The 19,472-nt window shown below is 46.0% G+C and carries 23 protein-coding genes; 22 read left to right on the forward strand and 1 reads right to left on the reverse strand.

Annotation, left to right across the window (positions count from 1 at the left end; genetic code table 11):
• Positions 1–250 precede the first annotated feature (250 nt).
• Complete coding sequence (locus tag ABCW45_RS11415) at positions 251–367, reverse strand: putative holin-like toxin (RefSeq protein WP_015553113.1); 117 nt, start codon at positions 365–367, stop codon at positions 251–253.
• 616 nt (positions 368–983) lie between these two features.
• Here ABCW45_RS11415 and ABCW45_RS11420 point away from each other — a divergent pair.
• The 22 genes from ABCW45_RS11420 to ABCW45_RS11525 all read left to right on the forward strand — a co-directional run bounded on the left by ABCW45_RS11420 (position 984) and on the right by ABCW45_RS11525 (position 19,471).
• Positions 984–1,322, forward strand: a complete 339-nt coding sequence (locus ABCW45_RS11420; protein WP_343220874.1) for a hypothetical protein — start codon at positions 984–986, stop codon at positions 1,320–1,322.
• Entirely contained in the window at positions 1,303–2,130 is an 828-nt protein-coding gene (locus ABCW45_RS11425) for a hypothetical protein (protein WP_343220875.1), read from the forward strand. The genes ABCW45_RS11420 and ABCW45_RS11425 overlap by 20 nt, the downstream gene beginning before the upstream one ends.
• 394 nt (positions 2,131–2,524) lie before the next feature.
• Positions 2,525–3,304 (forward strand): SIMPL domain-containing protein, encoded by a 780-nt coding sequence (locus ABCW45_RS11430; RefSeq protein ID WP_343220876.1) that lies wholly within the window; start codon positions 2,525–2,527, stop codon positions 3,302–3,304.
• 152 nt (positions 3,305–3,456) lie between these two features.
• A complete protein-coding gene (locus tag ABCW45_RS11435; protein WP_021904634.1) occupies positions 3,457–3,987 on the forward strand; it encodes a peptidylprolyl isomerase in 531 nt (176 codons plus the stop codon).
• Positions 3,988–4,126: 139 nt separating this feature from the next.
• Positions 4,127–4,831 (forward strand): GNAT family N-acetyltransferase, encoded by a 705-nt coding sequence (locus tag ABCW45_RS11440; RefSeq protein WP_117469095.1) that lies wholly within the window; start codon positions 4,127–4,129, stop codon positions 4,829–4,831.
• Between the two features lie 237 nt (positions 4,832–5,068).
• Entirely contained in the window at positions 5,069–5,965 is an 897-nt protein-coding gene (ispE, locus tag ABCW45_RS11445) for a 4-(cytidine 5'-diphospho)-2-C-methyl-D-erythritol kinase (RefSeq protein WP_343220877.1), read from the forward strand.
• 14 nt (positions 5,966–5,979) lie between these two features.
• Positions 5,980–6,690 (forward strand): GntR family transcriptional regulator, encoded by a 711-nt coding sequence (locus ABCW45_RS11450; RefSeq protein ID WP_015553120.1) that lies wholly within the window; start codon positions 5,980–5,982, stop codon positions 6,688–6,690.
• On the forward strand, positions 6,653–6,847 hold the full coding sequence (locus ABCW45_RS11455; protein WP_015553121.1) for a hypothetical protein: 195 nt from the start codon (positions 6,653–6,655) through the stop codon (positions 6,845–6,847). Before ABCW45_RS11450 ends, ABCW45_RS11455 begins: the two co-directional genes overlap by 38 nt.
• 79 nt (positions 6,848–6,926) lie before the next feature.
• Entirely contained in the window at positions 6,927–7,964 is a 1,038-nt protein-coding gene (locus ABCW45_RS11460) for an aldo/keto reductase (RefSeq protein ID WP_343220878.1), read from the forward strand.
• Positions 7,965–8,474: 510 nt separating this feature from the next.
• Positions 8,475–8,867, forward strand: a complete 393-nt coding sequence (gene flgB, locus ABCW45_RS11465; protein WP_015553123.1) for a flagellar basal body rod protein FlgB — start codon at positions 8,475–8,477, stop codon at positions 8,865–8,867.
• Positions 8,868–8,903: 36 nt separating this feature from the next.
• On the forward strand, positions 8,904–9,221 hold the full coding sequence (fliE, locus tag ABCW45_RS11470; RefSeq protein WP_015553124.1) for a flagellar hook-basal body complex protein FliE: 318 nt from the start codon (positions 8,904–8,906) through the stop codon (positions 9,219–9,221).
• Positions 9,222–9,284: 63 nt separating this feature from the next.
• On the forward strand, positions 9,285–11,021 hold the full coding sequence (gene fliF / locus ABCW45_RS11475) for a flagellar basal-body MS-ring/collar protein FliF (protein WP_343220879.1): 1,737 nt from the start codon (positions 9,285–9,287) through the stop codon (positions 11,019–11,021).
• Entirely contained in the window at positions 10,999–12,057 is a 1,059-nt protein-coding gene (fliG, locus tag ABCW45_RS11480) for a flagellar motor switch protein FliG (RefSeq protein WP_215703697.1), read from the forward strand. The genes fliF and fliG overlap by 23 nt, the downstream gene beginning before the upstream one ends.
• Positions 12,035–12,862 carry a FliH/SctL family protein gene (locus ABCW45_RS11485; protein ID WP_117483999.1) on the forward strand — a complete coding sequence of 276 codons (828 nt, stop codon included), beginning with the start codon at positions 12,035–12,037 and terminating at the stop codon, positions 12,860–12,862. Before fliG ends, ABCW45_RS11485 begins: the two co-directional genes overlap by 23 nt.
• 39 nt (positions 12,863–12,901) lie before the next feature.
• Complete coding sequence (locus tag ABCW45_RS11490; RefSeq protein ID WP_015553129.1) at positions 12,902–14,203, forward strand: FliI/YscN family ATPase; 1,302 nt, start codon at positions 12,902–12,904, stop codon at positions 14,201–14,203.
• Positions 14,204–14,227: 24 nt separating this feature from the next.
• Complete coding sequence (locus tag ABCW45_RS11495) at positions 14,228–14,686, forward strand: flagellar export protein FliJ (RefSeq protein ID WP_015553130.1); 459 nt, start codon at positions 14,228–14,230, stop codon at positions 14,684–14,686.
• A gap of 1 nt (position 14,687) precedes the next feature.
• Positions 14,688–15,911 carry a flagellar hook-length control protein FliK gene (locus ABCW45_RS11500; protein ID WP_343220880.1) on the forward strand — a complete coding sequence of 408 codons (1,224 nt, stop codon included), beginning with the start codon at positions 14,688–14,690 and terminating at the stop codon, positions 15,909–15,911.
• A gap of 18 nt (positions 15,912–15,929) precedes the next feature.
• Positions 15,930–16,499 (forward strand): flagellar hook assembly protein FlgD, encoded by a 570-nt coding sequence (locus ABCW45_RS11505; RefSeq protein WP_117483996.1) that lies wholly within the window; start codon positions 15,930–15,932, stop codon positions 16,497–16,499.
• 16 nt (positions 16,500–16,515) lie between these two features.
• Positions 16,516–17,436: a flagellar hook-basal body complex protein gene (locus ABCW45_RS11510; RefSeq protein WP_343220881.1), complete on the forward strand. Its 921-nt coding sequence runs from the start codon at positions 16,516–16,518 to the stop codon at positions 17,434–17,436.
• Between the two features lie 5 nt (positions 17,437–17,441).
• The gene (locus ABCW45_RS11515; protein ID WP_117483994.1) at positions 17,442–17,645 is read left to right on the forward strand and encodes a flagellar FlbD family protein; all 204 of its coding nucleotides are present in this window, start codon (positions 17,442–17,444) and stop codon (positions 17,643–17,645) included.
• A gap of 12 nt (positions 17,646–17,657) precedes the next feature.
• Positions 17,658–18,476: a motility protein A gene (locus ABCW45_RS11520; protein WP_120040165.1), complete on the forward strand. Its 819-nt coding sequence runs from the start codon at positions 17,658–17,660 to the stop codon at positions 18,474–18,476.
• Entirely contained in the window at positions 18,473–19,471 is a 999-nt protein-coding gene (locus ABCW45_RS11525) for an OmpA/MotB family protein (protein ID WP_343220882.1), read from the forward strand. Before ABCW45_RS11520 ends, ABCW45_RS11525 begins: the two co-directional genes overlap by 4 nt.
• The last annotated feature ends 1 nt before the right edge of the window (position 19,472 follow it).

Consider the following 19,472-nt stretch of genomic DNA (forward strand, 5'->3'; position numbering starts at 1 on the left):
GATATTATTATAAATCAGATTTTCTAACGCGGATAGCCGGGATATTTTGCAATTTTGAGGATAAGCTGCCTGAATCTCGCTGAAACTGAGGAAAATCTGAGAATTTATAAGGAAATCACTTGAAATCGCATAGAGAATTGTCTATAATAAAAGAGAAAAGAAAACACCCACTCCAAAAAGTGGATGCTTCAGTTGTGAGCTAATGTCCTAACGGACACCGCCCATCCTGTTGGCCGACAGGGTGGGCTTTTTACTTTCTTTTGTTTCTCTTATCGAGAAAGGAAAGTAATGCGATGAGCAAACCGCCAAATGAGATAAGTAATCCGATTATCCCAATCACAACGGATAAAATTTCGTATGCTGTCATCGGCACCGCCTCCTTTCCTATGTACTCCGGGCAAGCCGGGCAATGAAAAGAGAAGCAGCCATTCCTGTCATGGGTGTTTTCCTGTTCCTATCATAGCATAAAAACAGCACTTCCTCAATAAGGAAAGAAAGGATCAGGTTGGAAGAAGGCGGAAAAGGGTGCGTTCTGTTCTCGGTGGGATGATGAAAATGATGCTGTTGGGATGGGAACAATTGCCCTTTTTCGTGTTCATATCTTGTTCAAAAAGTCTTCAAAATTCTTTTACACAATTCACACGATTTCTTCATGTTTTATGGATATCATATAACCATAAACAGAGAGACATCTGATATAGATGCTGCTTATAAGATTTTTTTCATAATACTCGAGCTGATAAGTGATTATCAGCTCTCCTCCCTTTTTCAAATAATTATTTTGTCGAAGAAAAGCACTCGGCGGGGTGCTTTTTTTCATGTCTTTTTTCGAAAAGGATCCATGATAAATTCCATTTCGCGTTTATGAGCGCCGTGTCCGGCACTTGTTTTCAGCTTGAAAAAGCGTATGGTGAGCAGGATTTCTCGCAGAGCTCCGGGAACAGGAAAAACTCTCCTATGAACTCCTGATCGATCTGGAGCCCATGAGCCGCGATGAAAATGGACAGGAGGTATTCCTGGGATCCGTCGGAAAGTGCATGCCGGTGGTGCTGGTCCAGGGGCGTACCGCCCATGTGAGCCGGTGCTTTGACGGACTCAATGCGGTGGGTGTCCTGGGACGCATGTTTGAGAAGACGGAGCTCTCGGCGGAGTTTGCGGAAGTCTTTGACGGCGAGGTGTGCATGCCGCCGACATGGCTGAATTTCAAGGATCTCAAGAAGGAATACGACGTGTCGGTTCCGGCGAGAGCGGCGGGATATCTGAGTGTGCTGAGTTTCCGGTCCGGGGGAGATCCTGGAGAAAATGCGGGAGCTTGGGTCTGAGGCGTTTGCGGAGTACATTGAGAAGATGGATGCAGAGAGGAGAAGGCTGGAGGAGAAGCTTTCCGGCAGGGCGATGCAGGGAAAGAAAAAGTGCGTAAAGACTGCAAAGCCGCAGGCGGCAAATGCAGAAAGTGTGGATCATGCAGATCCGGTATCGGAAGAATATGCGGACAATGTTGGAGAATGTGAAAAAACGAATGATGTCGTTCCGCAGAAGTTTAATGTCCTCTCCTTCGAGGAACTCTCCGAACAATGCCGCAAGAAAAATGCGGATGGCTTTGAGGATTTCCTGGAGGGGCTAAAGGACCGCACAGAAGCGCGGATCCGCAGCGGAGAGACAAATTATCCCCAGGCCACCATCGACATGATGACAGAGGTCCTGGACTGGTCCGGACTCACAGAGCCGGTGATGGTCATCGGCTTCGCCCCGCCGCTCTACCCGGCATACCACAGCGATCAGATGACCGGAAAAGAGGGCGCCGGAAGCTGGCAGTTCAGAAAGATCAAGAAAGCGTCTGAGGCAGCCGGATGCATGGTAAAGAAAGTCCACTACTTTACAGGAATCTCCGACCTCAGCTACTGCGGCACCTGCGGGGATATGGACTTTTCCGGCTACGCCGCCGAGACTCCGCTCTGGGGCGGCGGCTACCAGGTAGACTTTGAAGAGATCGGAAAGCTGAATATCCCAGCCGTCCTCATGGGCCCATGGGGAAAGGACATCCACAGGAGAACAGAGCGGGTAAATCGAAAAAGCCTGCTTGTGGAGCTGCCGGAGATCCTGCATACGTTGATAGAAGACCAAGCTTAAAAGAATAATGAAAAGGCACAGTAAAAAAGAACAATATCAAATATGATTGACATTGTTCCGAATTCAAATGACATTGTTCCAGATTGTGTTGACATAGTTCTCGAAAATAACGGCATAAGGCTGTGTATAAATATGGTGAAATCGACCAGCAGTATGCGGATATCACTTTAATAGAACAGAAGGAAAGATCGCTTATCGGATGCCATTTTTTCTACAGGAAAATGTCCTAAAAAAGTAAGAGAAAAGATAAAACGCTGCAATGTTTTTCTGTTATACTCCTTAATATAAAAGACGTGTTTTCGTATGGTTCACAGTCAACGCAGGAAATACGCATATCTGCAGGCATGTTTTGGAGTGTGAAACCATACCATTCAGGGATAAGGAGGAATCCAGTATGAAGAAAAGAACATTGGCGGCGGCAGGTTTGGCGATGATAATGGCAGTTTCTCTTGCGGGATGCAGCACGACGGTGTCTGTGCCGGATACCGTGAAGGTCGAAAATGTGGGAGACAGCTCGGACGGAAAGATCACCATGGACAGCAGCGAGACGGTGAAGATCGTGCCGGATATGGCGAAGATCGTGTTTGCGGTGAGATCTGAGGCGAAGGCTGCAGATGAGTGCCAGCAGAAGAATACGGAGAGCTTAAATTCCCTGACCGAATACCTGAAAGGACAGGGGATCGATGAAAAGTCCATCACGACCTCCGGATATTACCTGAACCCGCGGTATGACTGGAGCAGCAACACAAGGAAGCTCATTGGATACGAGATGCAGACCGAGGTGACCGTCTCCGATGTTGCGGTGGACCAGGTCGGCACGCTGCTCTCCAACGGTGTCGGAAACGGGGCGAATGAGATCTATTCCGTGTCTTACTATTCCAGCGGATATGATGACGCGTATGCGGAGGCGTTAAAGAAAGCAGTTGATCTTGCCCGGACGAAGGCGGAGGCACTTGCGGAGGCCAGCGGACGGACACTCGGATATGTGGTGAGTATTGAAGAGTATTCGGACAGCCAGTACGGCAGATATGTGGACGGCGGCGTGAACCTGAAAAAGGAAAGCGCTGTAATGGAGGCAGCCGGGGCAAAGGACACCGCGGCAGATATGAACGTGATGCCGGGAGAGATGGAAGTCAGCGCGAATATTAAAATCGTGTTCTCCATGGGAGACTAGGTAATTCACAGGGCATGGACCGGAAAACAGTGGACATCCAGGACCATGCCCTGTATAATATAGGGTACGATCAAGTGGCTGTCCAGTATCCTGGCAGTCATGTAAATTACTGTTCAGGCGGTAAAAGCCCACAGTTAAAAAGGAGAAAGACAATGGCAGAAAAGAAAAATCCGGTCATTACCATCGAAATGACAAACGGCGATATCATCAAAGCTGAGCTTTACCCGGACGTTGCTCCGAATACGGTAAACAACTTTTTAAGTCTTGTAAATAAGGGATTCTATAACGGACTGATCTTCCACCGCGTGATCAAGGGATTCATGATCCAGGGCGGATGCCCGGACGGCAACGGAATGGGCGGCCCGGGATACTGCATCAAGGGCGAGTTCTCCCACAACGGCTTCCAGAACGATCTGGCGCATACCGAGGGCGTTCTCTCCATGGCCCGTGCAATGAACCCGAACTCCGCAGGCTCCCAGTTCTTCATCATGCACAAGGACGCTCCATACTTAAACGGTGAGTACGCAGCGTTTGGTCAGGTCATCGACGGTATGGACATCGTCAACAAGATCGCTGAGGTCCGCACCGATTACAGCGACCGTCCGATGAAGGAGCAGAAGATCAAATCTATCACAGCAGAGACCTTCGGCGTAGAGTATCCGGAACCGGAGAAGTGCCGATAAAAATGGCAGTTGGATTCCAGACATGGAAAAGTACTGTTTTTGAGCTGTCATGCATTCGGAAGAAGCTGCCGGAGGAGATTCGGCAGGTGTGCAGGCGGAGCAGGAACAACTGCCGCAAATATAAAAAAGGAGACATGCTATGCAGGAGACCCGTTATGCAGTTGTAGACGGTGAGAAAATTCCTGTCCTGCTCTCCGATGAAAACGAGGCTCTCCTGGCGGCAAAGGCTGCCGGGAGGGCCATTGTTGGCTTATGGAGAGAAGACACACAGGGGAATGAGTGGTGCGCGGCGGACACATTGATCGCGGATGTGGAGGATGCGGACGAAGAGTTTTTGGGGCGGATCGCGAGAAGGCATCTTGGGCTGCCGTGGGCGATCTGCGAGACGGAGCGGCTTAAGATCCGGGAGATCGCGGAAGGCGATTATGAGGAGATCGTGGAGAACCATGTGGATGCCGACCTGGATACGGTGGAGAAGGTAGCCGGTTACACAAAGCACCATTATGAGGTGTTTGAGTTTGGATTCTGGGCGGTCGAGGAAAAGAAGAGCGGAAATCTCACCGGTGTTGTGGGGTTCCGGATCCCGCAGGATGACGGCATCGGGGATGTGGATTATTATGTCCTGTCCCTGGATGATGAGAATATCCTGGATGACACGCTGGAGCTGGGCTACCATATTTTCCCGGAATACCGGAGAAAAGGATACGCGAAAGAGGCATGCCGGGCGGCGATCGAATACGCTGAGGAAGAGTTTGGAACTGTCCAGTTTATCGTCAGGATCGGGAAGGAAAACATCGTGTCAAAGAAGGTCGCGGAAAGCCTGGGATTCGTGCGGACGGAATAAAGGTTTATTGAGGAAAAAAGTCATTAATTCCGCAAGATTTCTCTTGTCAAATGGTGTATCAATCATGTATATTAAACATTGTATACAAACAACACAAATACAATTTGATGATACCAGGGTAACAAGCTTAAAGGTTCGGCTCAAGCCTGCCTGCAGGAGAAGCTTTAAATTTGTTCCTGGGAATGCGAAGCATTCCGATGGTAGGACTCGCGTGTAGAAAATATAGAAGGTGATAACATGAAAGACCATTTAGACCTCAAAGCATATGCCAAGATCAACCTTGGCCTGGATGTGGTCCGGAAGAGAGAGGATGGGTACCACGAGGTCCGCATGATCATGCAGACCGTGAACCTGTACGACCGGATCGAGATGGACCGGACCGAAGACGGCGTGATCAGGACGGAGACGAATCTCCCGTTCGTTCCGGACGGGGAGGGAAACCTTGCGTGGCGCGCGGCGAAGCTGCTTCTCGATGAAAAGGGGATCAAGGACGGCGTGACCATAAAGATCCGCAAATATATTCCTGTTGCGGCCGGCATGGCCGGAGGCAGTACCGATGCGGCAGCCGTTTTAGTCGGTGTGAACCGGATGTTTGATCTTGGATTCACGAAAAAAGAGCTTATGGAGCGGGGTGTAAAGCTCGGCGCGGATGTTCCGTACTGTATCATGCGTGGAACGGCCCTGTCGGAAGGAATCGGTGAGATCCTGACAGAGCTCCCGGCGTCTCCGCAGTGCCATCTCGTGATCGCGAAGCCGCAGATCTCCGTGTCAACGAAAGCGGTATACGGAAAACTGCGCGTGAATGAGCTTGCACCGGAGGAACACCCGGATATCGATGGCATGATGGCGGCGATCAAAAATGGTGACCTGGACGGTGTGATCGAACGTCTTGGAAATGTCCTGGAGACCGTGACGGTCCCGGATCATCCGGAGATCTCGGAAATCAAGGAAATAATGGTGGAGAACGGCGCCTGCGGCTCCCTGATGAGCGGCAGCGGGCCGACGGTATTCGGTATATACAAGGACAGGGAACTGGCAGAAAAGGCCTGTCAGGCCCTCAGGGAAGCGGACGGCGGACGTCTGACCCGTCAGGTGTACCTGACTGAATTCTACAACCGGAAGAAAGCCAGATAGAGGAGAGAGACACGATGACGAATCATTTTGAAGTAAATATGGATGAATATCTGCCATTACGGGATGTTGTGTTCAAGACCCTGCGCCAGGCAATTTTAAAAGGAGAGCTGGAGCCGGGCGAACGCCTGATGGAGATCCAGCTTGCGGAGCGGCTTGGCGTGAGCCGTACCCCGATCCGTGAGGCGATCCGTAAACTGGAGCTCGAGGGCCTGGTCCTCATGATACCGAGAAAGGGCGCGGAGGTTGCGAAGATCTCTGAGAGCAACCTGCGGGATGTTCTGGAGGTGCGCCGTTCCTTAGAGGAGCTTGCCATCGACCTTGCATGCCAGAGAATCACCGCGGAAGAGCTGGAATCATTAAATAAAGCGGAAGTTGATTTCAAGGCAGCCATCGGGAACGGGGACGCGATGCAGATCGCCCAGACTGACGAGCAGTTCCATGAGATCATCTACAACAGCACGAAGAACCAGAAGCTGGTCCAGATCTTAAACAATTTAAGAGAGCAGATGTACCGCTACCGCCTGGAATACATTAAGGACGCGGACAAGCGCCAGATCCTTATGGTGGAGCATGAACATATTTTAAAGGCACTGACGCTGCGCCATATCCAGGAGGCGAAGATGGCTGTGCGGGAACACATCGACAATCAGGAGATCACGATTCTCAAGAATCTGAAGGAGCAGGAAAATGACATTCAAAGAAAAGTACCAGGCAGGAGAAATTGAATTTGAAGCGATCGACGACTATGTCGATGAGTGGAACAACAGCGATGACGAGAGAACGCTGGCAAAATTCCTGGGTCTCAACGCGGACGAAGAGGACGCGTGGATCGATGACGGGGATGAGGCGCTGAAGGAGATGCTGGACGCAGGAAAGCAGTAGCTTTGGCATGCCCGTAGCTTAAGGTCACAGATAGGGGAAAAGGTTACGGGCAAACGTATAGGAAGAAAGGAGAGTCTTCATGACAACAGTTACACTTGGAAAGACCGGGATCACGGTGAACAAGAATGGATTCGGCGCGCTTCCGATCCAGAGAATCACGAAGGAAGAGGCCGCAAAGCTTTTGAGAAAGGCATATGACGGCGGAATTACATATTTCGATACGGCGAGAGCATACTCTGACAGTGAGGAAAAGATCGGATATGCCTTAAGTGATGTCAGAAACCATATCTATCTGGCGACAAAGACAGCGGCAACGACGGCAGAAGGCTTCTGGAAGGATCTCGAGACCAGCCTTCGTCTTTTAAAGACGGACTGTATCGATGTATACCAGTTCCACAACCCGGCAGTCTGTCCGAAGCCGGGCGATGAATCCGGCCTCTATGACGCTGCTTTAAAGGCAAGGAAACAGGGAAAGATCCGGTTCATCAGCATCACGAATCATCGCCTTGCGGTTGCAAACGAGGCGGTGGATTCCGGTCTGTACGCGACGTTACAGTTCCCGTTCTGCTATCTCTGCAGCGAGAAGGATCTGGAGCTCATGGAAAAGTGCAAAAAGGCAGATATGGGCTTTATTGCCATGAAGGCATTGTCCGGAGGTCTGATCAACAATTCAAGAGCCGCTTACGCGTTTCAGGCACAGTACGACAGCGTACTTCCGATCTGGGGTGTCCAGAAGGAACATGAGCTTGACGAATTTTTAAGCTATATCGACAATCCGCCGGTGATGGACGACGAGATCCGCACCCTGATCGAGAATGACAGAAAACAGTTATTCGGAAGCTTCTGCCGTGCCTGCGGCTACTGTATGCCATGTCCGGCCGGGATCGAGATCAACACCTGCGCGAGAATGTCCCTGCTTCTCAGAAGATCCCCGTCCCACCTCCAGCTCACACCGGAGGTACAGGCGAAGATGATGAAGATCAAGGACTGCCTCCACTGCGGTCACTGCATGAGCAAGTGCCCGTATGGTCTGAATACGCCGGAGCTGCTGCAGAGAAACCTGAAGGATTATGAGGAGGTTCTTGCGGGTAAGGAGATCCTGCCGGGGAATTTCTAAGGATAGGAAATAGATAGACTTGGCGAAAAGAGGATGGGTGGCTGTCCTCTTTTTGCATATGATGAAAGCGGAGCATGCAAATTTTGCACATCGATATTCGGCAATATGCAAAAGTGCTTTTTGATAAATTCCGTTTTTCAAATTTGCTCATTTATAGTAGCAAAATTAAAAAACTTAACAAAGTATATTTATTGACAAAATATAACATCTAAAACGTGCAAAATAACGGTGGAGTTATGCAAAATCACAATTGTATGGGCAAAATAAAAAAATAAATAGATATAATAAAAAGACAATGCAAATTGCTATAAAACTTTGTGACAAATTACCAATACAAAAAAGGCGGCAGCTAAAAACATAAGACTTGAAAAAAACATAAGAATTATATATTATATAGAGTGTATAGATAATGATAAAAATACGAAAATTGTAACCCCTTCCATCAAGGGATATTAACGGTATGTATTTTTTGAAGAAAATTATATCGGCCACACAGGAGGATGAACATTTATGATGGACTTGTATGGAAATGGATTATTACTTGGAGAAAAAACCCTGGACAGCTTATGGATGAGACAGAACCTGACTATGAACAACATTGCAAATGTTGATACGCCAGGCTTTAAGTCACAATATATGACCTTTGAGAATGAACTGGCACAGAAGATCCGGTCTGCTCTTACTGTGAAGAAGACTTCTATGAAAAATGTGGCAAGAGGGATTGAAAATATGAGACCGTCTGTCCATACAACCTTAAATGAATCAACCAGACTGGATGAGAATAATGTGGATATGGATCAGGAACAGGTTGAATTGGCAAGAACAGCTTATGAATACCAGTTTATGATCAGTTCTGTAAGTAGCGACCTTTCACGTCTGCGCAGCGCAGCTAAAAACTTTTAAATCATACAAATTATACAGTTAAGGAGAAAATATAAAATGATTGAACAGGTGAATGGGTTTATTACCCCTATGAAAGGGTGGGATGCTGTTGAAAAGAATGATAAAAAAATAACAGGAACAGAAAATGGCACAAAATCTGTGTTCCAGTCAGTGCTTGAAGATACAGTGCAAAATGTTTACGACACACAGAAGGATGTAGAACAGAAACAGTATCTTCTGGCAACGGGGCAGTTAGAAGATGCCCACAGTCTTCCAATCGCCCAGGCAAAAGCAGAACTGAGCCTGGAAGTTATGATCTCTCTTAGAAATAAAGCAATGGAAGCGTATAACGAAATTTTAAAGATGAGTGTTTAATACTGCTGGCCATGGAATGGAACAGTAGATTTTTAATATTTGCTATATATGGAAATGCAAAGGATGAATGGAACAGTGCAGAATCTAAAAGAAGCATGGCAGAAGATGCCAGGGAAAACAAAAAAAATGATCGCAGTCATTGCAGCGGGGACGATTATCCTGGCGGCAGCCGGACTTCTGGTCCTGAATATAGGCACGAAAAAAGGATACAGTACCTTGTTTACAGGAATGAGCTCGGATGATGCCCAGGCAGTTGTAAGTCTTCTTCAGGATGAAGGTGTTGATTACAGATACAATGACAAAAACGGCTCTGTCCAGGTAATGTCAGATACAGTAGATAAGACCAGGGCTGAATTGCTAAGCAAAGGATATCCTAAAAGCGGCTTTACTTATGATATGTACCGTAATAATGCGGGAATCATGAGCACTGAAAAGGATAAGGAAAAATATACATTGTATGAACTTCAGGATCGTCTTGGTGCCCAGATCGGATTATTTGAAGGGGTACGTGATGCAAAAGTGACCATAGCAGAAGGCGGAACCCAGAAATATGCACTGGATGATACACAGCAGACAGATGCATCAGCCTCTGTTGTGGTGACAATGGATCCCGGACAGGATCTGACAGATACAAAGGCAGCTGCTATCAAGAACCTGATCGCAAGAGCTGTAAAGGGAATGAATTTTACCAATGTTTCTGTATTTGATGCTGCTACCATGATGGAAGTCGGCGGTGAAGATGAGGCAGGTAATACTGCCGGTACAGGAAAAGATGTAGCAGAGCTTACCAGTCAGGTAGAAAAAAGTATAGCAGGAAATGTGCGCCGGGTCCTGGAATTAATGTATGGACAGGGAAAAGTTGCAGTTTCTGTAAAAGGCACACTGAATATGCAGAAGCTGATCCAGGAAACAGTCCAGTATACCACTCCGGATAAGGTTGACCAGAATGATAAAACAGGACTGCTGGAAAAAGAAGAAACAGCAGGGGAGAATACAGGAAGTACGTCTTCGGGAAATGGAGGCGTAGCAGGCGCAGATGCTAATGCAGATACACCCCGTTATACGGGCCAGACAGGCACACAGGCAGGTTCAGATACATATTCCAACAACAGCGCAATAAGAGAGTGGCTGTATAATTCCACAAAAGAACAGCGTCAGATCGATCCTGGTGTTCTGGAAAATACAACAGTAGGCGTTACTATTGATACAGATGATACATCTATTGCAGACGCAGATCTGGTCAGTCTTGTAGCTAATTCAGCAGGTATTACCCAGGAGGACGCTCCTTCAAAGATCACAGTTATAAGAGCCCTTTCAGCAGCCAGTAAAAACACAAACGCGGTGCCGGTAACAGCACCGGCACAGAAAGCAAAGCTTCCATTGCCTCTTTTGATCGCCATAGGGGCAGGTGGGCTGCTTCTGGTATTGCTGATTGCTTTGCTGATACTCAGCAGGCAGCATTTGAAAGCGTCAGAAGAAGAAAGACAGGCACTGTTGGAACAGATACCGGATGGAGGTGCGATTACTGAAAATTCTCAAAATGCCATTGCCGCCGACAATAAAACTAAAAATGATGGGAATATATCCTTGTTAACTGAAGAGGAACAGTCGGCGCTTCAGGGACAGGACGATGAACTTAAGAAAAATGAAGAAATTTTAAATCTGAAAATGCAGCACAGTCTGAAATTAAAACAGGAGATCGGTTCCTTTGTGGATGAAAATCCGCAGATCGCAGCAAAACTGATCCAGAATTGGCTGCTTACTGGTGGAGGAAACGATGGCAGAAATAGGGGAAAGTAAGATAACAGATATTACCGGGGGATCCGAACTGGATAAAATGGATGCGCGGGCGAAAGCAGCAGTGGTAGTTGTGTCTTTGGGAGCAGACCGCGCTTCCCAGATTTATAAATATCTCAGTGAACAGGAAATCGAAGACCTGACTTATGAGGTAGCAAAGCTTGGAAAAACAAATAATGCCCAGGTGGAGAATGCATTAGATGAGTTTTATAAAATGTGCCTTACCCACAAGATGATGACAGATGGAGGTCTGGATTATGCCAGAAGTGTACTGGAAAAAGCTTTTGGAGAAACCACAGCCAGAAATCTTCTGGAAAAAGTATCCAAGACTCTCCAGTCCAAGCCATTTAACTTTTTTACAAAGGGAGATCCCAAATCCCTTCTTGCCCTGCTCCAGCATGAGCGGCCCCAGGTGATCGCTCTGATCATGGCTTATATGGATCCTCAGCAGGCGGCCCAGATACTGGAACAGCTTCCAAATGAAAAAAGGATACCGGTACTGGAAGGCATGGCAAATATGAGCCGTGTATCTCCTGAGGCAATAGCTATTGTGGAAGAGGAAATGAAGAGGAAATTCGCTACGATCATTACCAGTGAGGATAATATGAACCTGGGCGGTATTGATTATGTGGCAGATGTGATGAACCATGTTGACCGAGGAAACGAGAAACAGATCTTTGATGAAATGGATAAAGATAATCCGGAACTGTCAAAAAGCATCAGGGACAAGATGTTCATGTTCGAGAATATCATCGATATGGATCCAAGATCTGTACAGCGTTTTATCAGGGATTGCGATTCCAAGGATATTGTATATGCATTAAAGACTGCATCAGAGGATATGAAGAACGTATTCTTTGCAAATATGTCCAAGCGTATGGCAGAAACAGTCAAGAGCGATCTGGAGATCACTACCAATGTAAGACTGAAGGAAGTGGAAGAGGCACAGCAGCGTATTGTTAATCTGATCCGTAAACTGGAAGATGCAGGAGAAGTAATAATCAATAAGGGAGGAGATGACGATAACATTGTTGTCTGATCAGGATACAGGCTTTGAAAATAAAGCCAGAGTCCGGAAGCTTCCCTTACAGGTATTTACGGCACCGGATGCACAGAAACCAGAAACAGAAAAGCAGAATAAAAAAGAAACGGAAGCTTCTTTAAATGCGGACAATGATACATACAATGGTCTGGAATGCAGTCAGGAACAAATAGAGCTGGGGCTCAGGGAAAAAGAAAAAATATTAGAAGAAGCCCGGAAAGAAGCGGCAGCCATTGAACAGGAAGCAAAGGAAAAGGCAGAACAGATCTCTGAGGAAGCCCAGATGAAAGGATTTGAAGAAGGCAGACAAAAAGGCTATGAAGAGGGACTGATTAGGGCAGAAAAGGAAAATGAGGCGAAACATCGTGAAAATCAGCGGTTTTTTAAAGAAAGCCTGGAAAAAGCCTTAATAGAGATCAACAAAGAAAAAGAAAAATGCCTCAGAGAATATCTGGAAGAATTAAAAGATATTGCTGTGGCAGTGGCTGAAAAAGTGATCCATATCAGCCTGAGATCCAGCGGTTCTGTTATAAGCAGGATGATAGAAGCTGAAACAGAAAAACTGCAGAAAATGGACTGGGTCAAGATCTATATGGAAAAAGAAGACTATGAGACCATGGTTCAGGCAGATGGACATCTGGCAGAGAAACTGTCACGGCTCTCTGACAACGTCAAATTTATAGTAATGGAGGACGGAAAATGCGGAAGCTGTATCATCGAAATGCCGGACGGGATTATAGATATGAGTGTAGATACCCAGCTTGAAAATATACACAGACTTGTAGACAACGCCAATACATAAAGATTTTATGGATACATAAAGTACACAGAGGTGAAAACCATGTATGAAAATCTCCTGAAGTTAATACAGCAGGCAGAAACAGCAGACCGCATTGGAAAAATTGAAAATGTAGTGGGAATGTCAATGGAAGCTTCCGGAGGCAGATCCGGTATTGGTGATATTGTTATGATCTACAATGAAGCTGAGAACTGTCAGGTTCCTGCGGAAGTGGTAGGATTCAAAAATGGCAAAATACAGCTGATGACCTATGAAAATATCAGCGGGATCACAGCGGGAAGTTTTGTCCGCAATACCGGATGCCGTTTGCAGATACCGGTGGGAGACTTCCTGAAAGGCCGTATCATCAACGCGCTGGGGCATCCCATTGACGAAAAAGGAGAGTTTCCCCCAGGGAAGCTTTATACAGTAGACAGTGCCTATATCAACCCTCTTAACCGTCCTCCTATCAGGGAACATCTGGAATTTGGGATTAAGGCCATTGATGGTTTAAATACCATTGGAAAAGGTCAGAGAATGGGGATTTTTGCAGGCTCCGGTGTTGGAAAAAGTACATTGATGGGAATGATCGCCCGGAATGTAAAAACAGATATCAATGTGATCGCCCTGGTAGGAGAGCGAGGCAGGGAGGTTCTGGAATTTGTTAAAAAGGATCTGGGAGAAGAGGGCATGAAACGTTCTGTCCTTATTGTAGCCACATCAGACCAGCCGGCAATGCTGCGTATGAAATGTCCCTTGGTTGCAACAACGATCGCTGAATATTTCAGGGATCAGGGAGCAGATGTGCTGCTGATGATGGATTCTCTTACCAGATATGCCATGGCACAGAGGGAGATCGGTCTTGCTATTGGAGAACCGCCTATAGCCAGAGGTTATACACCTTCTATTTATGCAGAATTTCCAAGGCTTCTGGAAAGAAGCGGGAATTTTGCAAAAGGTTCCATTACCGGGATTTATACGGTACTGGTGGAGGGAGACGATACCAATGAGCCGGTGGCTGATACAGTCAGAGGTATTTTGGATGGTCATATTGTTTTAAGCAGGCAGCTGGCTAATGCAAACCATTTTCCGGCTATTGATATCAGTGCAAGTATTTCACGTCTTATGAATGATATAGCCGGGGAAGAACACAGGAAAGCAGCTTCAAGGTTCAGGAACATGTTAAGTCTTTATCAGAAAAATGCAGACCTGATCTCCATTGGCGCTTACAAAAAAGGTGCAAACAGTGCTCTGGATGAAGCAGTTGACCGCATAGGTGATATGAATAAATTTCTGGAACAGGAAACAAATGAAAATATCCCTTATGAGGAAAGCATAAGGAGAATGGAAAAAATCGTGGGTTAGCAGTTATAGGAGATGATACTTAAGATGAAGAGATTTAAATACAGTCTTGAAAATGTACTTCATTATAAGGAACAGATTCTGGACAGCATTAAGGCAGAACATGGTACACTTCTGGCACAGATCCGGAAAAAAGAAGCAGAGATACAGGAACTGGAGAACAAGCTGGTATCTGCCCAGAATAAGATGGATGATTTGAAAAAACAGGATGTACAGATAAAAGATATTTGTCTTTATGGTATGTATATCAGTGAAATGGAAGATCAGATCCGGAAAAAACAGGAACAGTTAAAGCTTTTACAGCAGCAAGAAGAAAAGAAAAAAGTACAGGTGATCGCTGCAAAGATAGATACGTCCCGTTATGAAAAGTTAAAGGACAGGCGGCAGAGTGAGTATGAAAAAGCTGCTAAAAAGGCACAGGAGCTGTTTATAGAAGAATTTGCTTCAAGAACAGCCAGATATTCTCAAAACAGGGAGGTAATCTAGGTTGAGCAGGATTGAAAATACCGGTCAGATAAAAACAGGATATTCTGTGAAGTCAGGTACGAACTCAGAAGAAAAAGTGGAGAATGGGTCAGATTTTGCATCGATGCTGACAAAATACCAGAAAAAAGCAGCCCAGAATGACGAAACAAAAAAAGCAGAAACAGGGGAAACAAAAAATAAAGAAACACAGCCAGAAGAAACCAAAAACAGGGGAAATGAAAAACAGGTTAATGGCAGGCAGTCCGGAGAAAACGTAAAAACAGATGAAATAAAAGCAGAAATAAAAGTAACGGACATACAGGACGGAAAGAACAGCCAGGATGGAGAAAAAGAGCAGGAGCAGGAACTGGCAGCTGCCTATGTTTCTGAAGCCTGTTACAGGACCTTTGTACAGATAACAGCAGAAAATAGTAAAACGCCTGCTGTTTACAACAATGAAATAAATGGAATACAAGATCTGGCTGTACAGACAACGGTGGAAACAGGAATGGAGGACCAGACGGCAGCGGTCAGTACCATACAGCAGACAGAATCCCCCCACACAGAATCCCCCCACACAGAAACAGCTGTCCATGCAGATGACTTAAAGCTCCGGAACAGATCGGACCAGACTGGAGAGAAAGAAAAATCAGGAGAGGCAGAAGAAGCCGGGCAGTCAAAGCAAACTGCCAAAATGAACCGGGAAGAAGAAATACCAGACCAGAAGGAACATATTTCCGGAAAGGAAATGACAGCCCTGGCATCGCCCGGTTATACAGGAACTGTTGAAAGTTCAGCTGGCACAGCAGCAAAACCAGTTGCTGTTGATACAGGACCGGCAGACCGGCTGCCAACAGCCCAGGATACATTGACAGAGGATCTGGGAAACTACCTGGATACAAAGATCAGTGAAAAAAAAGGAAAGCTGGAGCTTTCCCTGGAGCCGGAAAGGCTTGGAAAGCTGACTATCCGGCTGGAGTATGAAAAAGGAAAAACAGAGGTCACTATTTTTTCAACCAGTGCAAAAACACTGGAGATATTAAGCAAAGAAGCAGGGCATCTGGCACAGATCCTGGAAGAAAAAACAGGAACTCCTACTGTTATTTACACACCGGAACAGACTGAAAACAGGCAAAACATGGATCAGGATCCCGGTCATGGCAGAAACGGCAGGCAGGATCAAAAAGAGCAGCGCCAGAAGCAGGATGACAGCTTTGCCCAACAGCTAAGGCTGGGACTGACCTAGAAGGAGGATTAAAGTGATATGGCAGATCAAATAACAGTCAGCAGCACTGCAAACCCGTATCAGGCAGGTGTTTACAGTGCCGGATCCAACAGCAAGAACACGATGGATGTAAACAGCTTTATCAAGCTGTTAGCAGCACAGCTTTCCAATCAGGATATGACAAGCCCTATGGATAACAGCGAAATGATGTCCCAGATGACAAATATGGCAATGGTCCAGTCACTTACTGCCATGACAGAGTCATTAAATACATCAGCTGCTGTTACAACTCAGACATATGCAGGCAGCCTGATCGGTCAGGAGGTAACTGTGGCGGTTACGGATCCTGATACCGGGGCAGCAAATGGCGTGAAATATGGGAAGGTAATTTCTGTTGATTTTACCCAGGGAGATCCGGTGGTACGTCTGGAAGGTGATGATACCAGCTATAAGATGTCCAGTGTCCTGGGAGTAGGAAAGCTTCCAGAGAAAGCAGGTGAAAAAGATCCTGACAGAGGATCTGAAAAAACAGATAAGATCACAGAACAGTTAGCAAATGCAGATCTGAAAGACACAGGATCTGAAGATACAGAAACAGAAGAAATGTAAAAAGGAGCAAAAGAATATGTTAAGAGCAATGGATTCAGCAGTATCAGGTCTTAGGGCGCATCAGAACAAACTGGACGTCATCGGCAACAATATTGCAAACGTAAATACATTTGGTTTTAAGTCCCAGAGCTACAGCTTTAAAGAGGCGATGTACCAGACTTCCACCACCTCCACAAAGGGAAGCGAGAATGCCGGTGGTGTAAATGCAGCCCAGTATGGATATGGTTCCATGATGGGTTCCATCAGTACGGATATGAGTGCCTCTACACCAACCTATGTAGGTGGTCTTAATGCAAGTGTAAACGGAGAAGGCTTCTTTATTACATTCCCAAAGAGCACAGAAACGGTTACAGTAGCGGATATGAAGAAAACGGACTTTGATTATACCAGAGTTGGTCAGTTCAAGATTGACGGAAACGGATATCTTACAGATGCCAACGGAAATTTTGTTTATGGTTTCCGTCCGGATGAGGTAGATAAGCCAACGAGATTTGATGGAGATCTTGTAGCCATCAAGGTTCCTAGTGATGTAACAGGCAATGATTTTGGTGATGATCCGCTGCAGCTGACAAATGTAAAGATTAACAGTCTGGGAGAGATTTCTGGTACAGTACAGTCAACGGATCCGGATAAGGATGGAAAAACCGTCAGCATCGGTAAGGTTGCCATTGCCACCTTCCAGAATCCGGAGGGCTTAAGCAAAAAGGGTTCTTTTTACTATGGGGCAGCAGAAAGCGATAACAGTGGTAATGCTTCCGCTACGATCCCAGGAGGAAGCACCTCTTCTTTAATGACCGGATATCTGGAGGCTTCCAATGTGGATCTTGCAAAGGAATTTTCTGATATGATCACAACACAGAGAGGCTTTCAGGCCAATTCAAAGATCATCACAGTCAGTGATGAGATCCTGTCTGATCTGATCAACATGAAGCGGTAAGGAATATGATCTGTGTAGAACGACTTAACGGAGAGATTTTATATCTGAACTGGCTTCAGGTTGAATTGATCGAACAGATTCCGGAAACAAAGATCCGTATGATGAATGGAGATTACTATCTGGTAAAAGACAGTGTAGAAAGCATCAAAGATCAGGTGACCGGGTTCTTTCAAAGGTGTGTCAGCATAAAAAAAGAGATGCAGATTTAGGAGGAAAAGCAGGTGGATCCTACAACATTACTAGGTATAATCCTGGGTTTTGCTTTAATTGTAAACGGAATCGGTTTTGCCAAGATTGGTAACTTTATTAATATCCCCAGTATGGTCATTGTAATTGGTGGGACTCTGTCAGCAACTTTGTCCAGCTATCCATTAGGGATATTAAAGGATATCCCAAAGCATTTTGCAGTACTTATAAGGGGAAACCGCTATAATATCCCCAAATTGATCGAACAGCTTGTAGATCTGGGAACCATAGCAAGGCAGAGCGGCCTTCTGGCGTTGGAGGATAAAGCGGCGGAGATCAAGGATACTTTCTTTAAGCAGAGTGTCCTGATGATCGTAGATGCAAACGATCCGGACAAAGTAAGGCTGGTTCTGGAAAGAGAACTGGATAATATGATGGTCCGTCACGACCAGGCGGCAGGTCTTTATGAAAAAGCTGCATCTTATGCACCGTCCTTTGGTATGATAGGTACCCTGATCGGTTTGATCAACATGCTGAAGGGAATGAATATGGATGCAGGCGGTTCATCTACTATCGGCAGTGACATGTCAGTAGCATTGATCACAACCTTTTACGGCTGTATTCTTGCAAATGTTATTTTTAATCCGATCGCAAAGAAACTGAGGATCCGTCAGGATGAGGAAGAACTGTATTGTTCTACTATCATTGAAGGGATCATTGCCATACAGGCAGGAGAAAATCCAAAATACCTGAGGGAACATCTTCTTGCATCGATTAAACAGTCACAGCAGCGGAAGATCCTTGCAAAAGCAGAAGCTGGAGATTTTCAGGGGAAGGAACAGGAAGATAAATGAGTAAGAAAAATCGCCCCACAGACAGCGGCGGCAACTGGATGGATACTTATGGAGACATGGTAACATTGCTGCTTACATTTTTTATCATGCTGTATTCCATGTCTAACCTGGACGCACAGAAATGGACTATTTTTGTGAAAAGCATCCCAAGCATACAGAACCAGGGATCAGAGAATATTACCATTAATTCCCAGATGTCAGATACCCCAGAGGTGGATAGCAAAGGCCAGGAGATCGGCCAGGAGATTGCCCAGGAAGCTCTTCAGGCAGAAGATGTAAATGAACTGTATCTTACGATCGCTGAAAGCCTGAATCAGGCGGGTGTAAAGGAGGCTACGGTCATCAGGGGAGATGATTATACTTATGTTTCTTTTGCAAATAATGTGTTTTTCGGTGCAGACAGCTCCGTGCTTACACGGGAAGGACAGGCAGTCCTCTATACATTTGCAAAAGCCATAGCTCCTGCAGCAGGTGGGATTGAACAGGTTAATATCATGTCCCACACTGCGAAAGTAACAGATAATTCACAGATCAATCCACAGATTATACGAAAAGACCGTATCCTTTCGGCGATGAGATCTGCAGAAGTATGTATTTATCTTCAGCAGCAGAATGTAATAAAGCCGGAGAAGCTGGTGGATATAAGTTATGGTGAATATCGCCCTATAGCAGATAATTCCACAGAAGAAGGAAGGATAAAAAACCGCAGGATTGAATTTTTGCTTTTAGATAATGGGGCAAAAGAAAGAGACCTGAATGAGTATTATAAAGAGTTTAAGAGCGGTGAATATGCGAATACTACAGTAGTAACAGTAGGAGAGTCACAAAGCTCTTCCCAGGGTGGTGAAACCGTACCGGCAGATACAGAGGCACCGGTAGATACCGGTGCAGCAGATGCAGGTGCAGAAGATGCAGGTGCAGAAGATGCAGGTGCAGAAGATGCAGGTGCAGAAGATGCAGGGTCTGTGGAGAAAATGCAAAATACCAGTGAATAAG

Source organism: Pilosibacter fragilis, assembly GCF_032490495.1.
Classification (GTDB): Bacteria; Bacillota; Clostridia; order Lachnospirales; family Lachnospiraceae; genus Pilosibacter; species Pilosibacter fragilis.

Excerpts from the sequence above, each read along its gene's own strand:
- ABCW45_RS11430 (WP_343220876.1), top strand. The coding sequence starts at position 2,525 with ATGAAGAAAAGAACATTGGCGGCGGCAGGTTTGGCGATGATAATGGCA.
- ABCW45_RS11440 (WP_117469095.1), top strand. The coding sequence starts at position 4,127 with ATGCAGGAGACCCGTTATGCAGTTGTAGACGGTGAGAAAATTCCTGTC.
- ABCW45_RS11515 (WP_117483994.1), top strand. The coding sequence starts at position 17,442 with ATGATCTGTGTAGAACGACTTAACGGAGAGATTTTATATCTGAACTGG.
- ABCW45_RS11425 (WP_343220875.1), top strand. The coding sequence starts at position 1,303 with ATGCGGGAGCTTGGGTCTGAGGCGTTTGCGGAGTACATTGAGAAGATG.
- flgB (WP_015553123.1), top strand. The coding sequence starts at position 8,475 with ATGATGGACTTGTATGGAAATGGATTATTACTTGGAGAAAAAACCCTG.
- ABCW45_RS11495 (WP_015553130.1), top strand. The coding sequence starts at position 14,228 with ATGAAGAGATTTAAATACAGTCTTGAAAATGTACTTCATTATAAGGAA.
- ABCW45_RS11420 (WP_343220874.1), top strand. The coding sequence starts at position 984 with ATGAGCCGCGATGAAAATGGACAGGAGGTATTCCTGGGATCCGTCGGA.
- ABCW45_RS11505 (WP_117483996.1), top strand. The coding sequence starts at position 15,930 with ATGGCAGATCAAATAACAGTCAGCAGCACTGCAAACCCGTATCAGGCA.
- ispE (WP_343220877.1), top strand. The coding sequence starts at position 5,069 with ATGAAAGACCATTTAGACCTCAAAGCATATGCCAAGATCAACCTTGGC.
- ABCW45_RS11510 (WP_343220881.1), top strand. The coding sequence starts at position 16,516 with ATGTTAAGAGCAATGGATTCAGCAGTATCAGGTCTTAGGGCGCATCAG.
- ABCW45_RS11455 (WP_015553121.1), top strand. The coding sequence starts at position 6,653 with ATGACATTCAAAGAAAAGTACCAGGCAGGAGAAATTGAATTTGAAGCG.
- ABCW45_RS11450 (WP_015553120.1), top strand. The coding sequence starts at position 5,980 with ATGACGAATCATTTTGAAGTAAATATGGATGAATATCTGCCATTACGG.
- ABCW45_RS11485 (WP_117483999.1), top strand. The coding sequence starts at position 12,035 with ATGACGATAACATTGTTGTCTGATCAGGATACAGGCTTTGAAAATAAA.
- ABCW45_RS11460 (WP_343220878.1), top strand. The coding sequence starts at position 6,927 with ATGACAACAGTTACACTTGGAAAGACCGGGATCACGGTGAACAAGAAT.
- ABCW45_RS11415 (WP_015553113.1), bottom strand. The coding sequence starts at position 367 with ATGACAGCATACGAAATTTTATCCGTTGTGATTGGGATAATCGGATTA.
- fliE (WP_015553124.1), top strand. The coding sequence starts at position 8,904 with ATGATTGAACAGGTGAATGGGTTTATTACCCCTATGAAAGGGTGGGAT.
- ABCW45_RS11490 (WP_015553129.1), top strand. The coding sequence starts at position 12,902 with ATGTATGAAAATCTCCTGAAGTTAATACAGCAGGCAGAAACAGCAGAC.
- fliF (WP_343220879.1), top strand. The coding sequence starts at position 9,285 with ATGAATGGAACAGTGCAGAATCTAAAAGAAGCATGGCAGAAGATGCCA.
- ABCW45_RS11525 (WP_343220882.1), top strand. The coding sequence starts at position 18,473 with ATGAGTAAGAAAAATCGCCCCACAGACAGCGGCGGCAACTGGATGGAT.
- ABCW45_RS11435 (WP_021904634.1), top strand. The coding sequence starts at position 3,457 with ATGGCAGAAAAGAAAAATCCGGTCATTACCATCGAAATGACAAACGGC.
- fliG (WP_215703697.1), top strand. The coding sequence starts at position 10,999 with ATGGCAGAAATAGGGGAAAGTAAGATAACAGATATTACCGGGGGATCC.